This window comes from Aquipuribacter hungaricus, from assembly GCF_037860755.1.
GTDB lineage: Bacteria > Actinomycetota > Actinomycetes > Actinomycetales > JBBAYJ01 > Aquipuribacter > Aquipuribacter hungaricus.
The window spans coordinates 1-2,560 of record NZ_JBBEOI010000364.1; the positions used below are offsets into that span (position 1 = coordinate 1).

The window sequence follows — 2,560 nt, forward strand, 5'->3', positions numbered from 1 at the left end:
GGCTCCGGCCCCGGCGGCGGGTCCGGCCAGGGCGGTGGCGGGGGAGCCCGTCGCCGCGGCGGCCGCCCCGGCGCCTAGCACCTCCCGCACGCGGGCCCGGTTTGGTCACCGGGCCCGGGCCGCGTAGTCTCAGACGCTGGCCGGTGGCGCGTCCGTTGCTGCGCCACCCGAGCGGTCCGACCCCGACGTCCACGACGTCGGTCCCAGGTCAGGACGCTGGATCCACGAGGCCCGACAGAGAGAGAGTCACGACGTGTACGCGATCGTCCGCGCCGGTGGGCGCCAGGAGAAGGTCGCCGTCGGCGACGTCCTCACCGTCGACCGCGTCGCCGGTGCTCCCGGCGACGACGTCCGCTTCACCCCGCTGCTGCTCGTCGACGGCGCCACCGTCACGTCCGACTCCGACGCCCTGTCGAAGCTGGTCGTCGCTGGCGAGATCGTCGGCGACCTCCGGGGTCCGAAGATCCGCATCCTCAAGTACCGGAACAAGACCGGCTACAAGAAGCGCCAGGGTCACCGCTCGAACCTGACCCAGGTCAAGATCACCAAGATCGGAGAGTGAGCTGACATGGCACACAAGAAGGGCGCGTCCTCGACCCGCAACGGTCGCGACTCCAACGCCCAGCGCCTCGGCGTCAAGCGCTTCGGCGGCCAGGTCGTCGGCGCCGGCGAGATCATCGTCCGCCAGCGCGGCACCCACTTCCACCCGGGCGAGGGCGTCGGCCGCGGTGGCGACGACACGCTGTTCGCACTGCTCCCCGGCGCGGTCACGTTCGGCACTCGTCGTGGCCGCCGCACCGTGAGCATCGACCCCGTGAGCATCGCCGCCGACGTCTCGGCCTGACCCACCCGCCGCGCAGCCGCGCGGCACCCGCCCGCACGACGCGCCGGTCGCCCCCGACGGGGGAGACCGGCGTCGTCGTGTCCCGGCACCGGCACCTCGCTCGACCCGACCCCGGAGGTCTCCGTGAGCCAGTTCGTCGACCGAGTGGTCCTGCACGTGAGCGGCGGTGACGGCGGCCACGGCGTGGCGTCGGTCCACCGCGAGAAGTTCAAGCCCCTGGGAGGCCCCGACGGCGGCGACGGCGGCTCCGGCGGCGACGTCGTGCTCGTCGTCGACGCCCAGGTGACGACCCTGCTGGAGTTCCACCGCGCCCCGCACCGGAGCGCCCAGAAGGGCGGCGTCGGCAAGGGCGGGCACAAGGACGGCGCCGACGGCGACGACGTCGAGCTGCGCGTCCCGGACGGCACGGTCGTCTCCACCCCCGAGGGCGAGGTCCTCGCCGACATGCTCGGCGACGGCACCCGCTTCGTCATCGCCGCCGGCGGCCGCGGCGGGCTCGGCAACGCCTCCCTGGCCAGCGCCCGGCGAATCGCCCCCGGCTTCGCCCTGCTCGGCGAGCCCGGCGAGGCGCGCACCGTCGTGCTGGAGCTCAAGACCGTCGCCGACGTCGCGCTCGTCGGCTACCCCAGCGCCGGCAAGTCCAGCCTGGTCGCGGCCATGTCCGCGGCGCGGCCCAAGATCGCCGACTACCCCTTCACCACGCTGACGCCGAACCTCGGTGTCGTCGAGGCCGGCGACGTCCGGTTCACCATCGCCGACGTGCCCGGCCTCATCGAGGGCGCCAGCGAGGGCCGCGGCCTCGGCCTGGAGTTCCTGCGCCACGTCGAGCGCTGCTCGGTCATCGCGCACGTGCTCGACACCGCCACGCTCGAGCCCGACCGCGACCCGGTCCGCGACCTCGACGTCATCCTCGGTGAGCTCGGCCGGTACGAGGCGGACGCCGACACGGTCCCGCTGTCGGAGCGCCCCGCGATCGTCGTCCTCAACAAGGTCGACACGACCGACGGCCGCGACATGGCCGAGCTGGTCGCCCCGCAGCTGCGCGAGCGCGGCTACGAGGTCTTCACCGTCTCCGCCGCCAGCCACGAGGGCCTGCGCGAGCTGGGCTTCGGGATGGCGCGCTACGTCGCCGCCGACCGCGCCGCCCGGGCCCGTCCGACCGCCCCGCAGCGCCTCGTCCTGCGACCGACCGCCAGCGACGACGCGGGCTTCCGCGTGACGGTCGAGGAGCACGAGGGCCGGACGCTGTACCGCGTGAGCGGCGGGCGTCCCGAGCGCTGGGTCCGCCAGACCGACTTCAGCAACGACGAGGCCATCGGCTACCTCGCCGACCGGCTCGCCCGCGCCGGCGTCGAGGACGCGCTGTACCGCGCCGGCGCCCTCGCCGGGGCCGAGGTCGTCATCGGCACCCTCGCCGACGGCGTCATCTTCGACTGGCACCCCACGGTCGGCGGGGGCGGCACCGTCGCCGGCCCCCGCGGCAGCGACGTCCGCCTCGAGGGCGACGCCACCCGCGCCAGCCGGTCCGAGCGGCGCCTCGAGCACGCCCGACGGATGGACGCCAAGACCGCCGCCCGCCAGGAGCTCGCCTCCGAGCGGCAGGCCGGCCGCTGGGTCGCGCCGGACGTCACCGACGGGACCGGCGCGGCTGACGGGAGCGGCGCGGTGGACGGGACCGGCGCGGCCGATGGGACCGGTGCGGCCGACGGCGCCGGG

3 protein-coding genes are annotated in these 2,560 nt (G+C 75.4%); all 3 read left to right on the forward strand.

The window, feature by feature from the left end; genetic code table 11:
* Nucleotides 1-253 precede the first annotated feature (253 nt).
* Complete coding sequence (gene rplU, locus WCS02_RS19640) at nucleotides 254-562, forward strand: 50S ribosomal protein L21 (protein ID WP_340295967.1); 309 nt, start codon at nucleotides 254-256, stop codon at nucleotides 560-562.
* A 6-nt stretch (nucleotides 563-568) separates the two neighbouring features.
* A complete protein-coding gene (gene rpmA, locus WCS02_RS19645) occupies nucleotides 569-844 on the forward strand; it encodes a 50S ribosomal protein L27 (protein ID WP_340295968.1) in 276 nt (91 codons plus the stop codon).
* Between the two features lie 123 nt (nucleotides 845-967).
* A partial coding sequence (gene obgE / locus WCS02_RS19650) for a GTPase ObgE (protein ID WP_340295969.1) occupies nucleotides 968-2,560 on the forward strand: 1,593 nt, incomplete at its 3' end.

Excerpts from the sequence above, each read along its gene's own strand:
- rpmA (WP_340295968.1), top strand. The coding sequence starts at position 569 with ATGGCACACAAGAAGGGCGCGTCCTCGACCCGCAACGGTCGCGACTCC.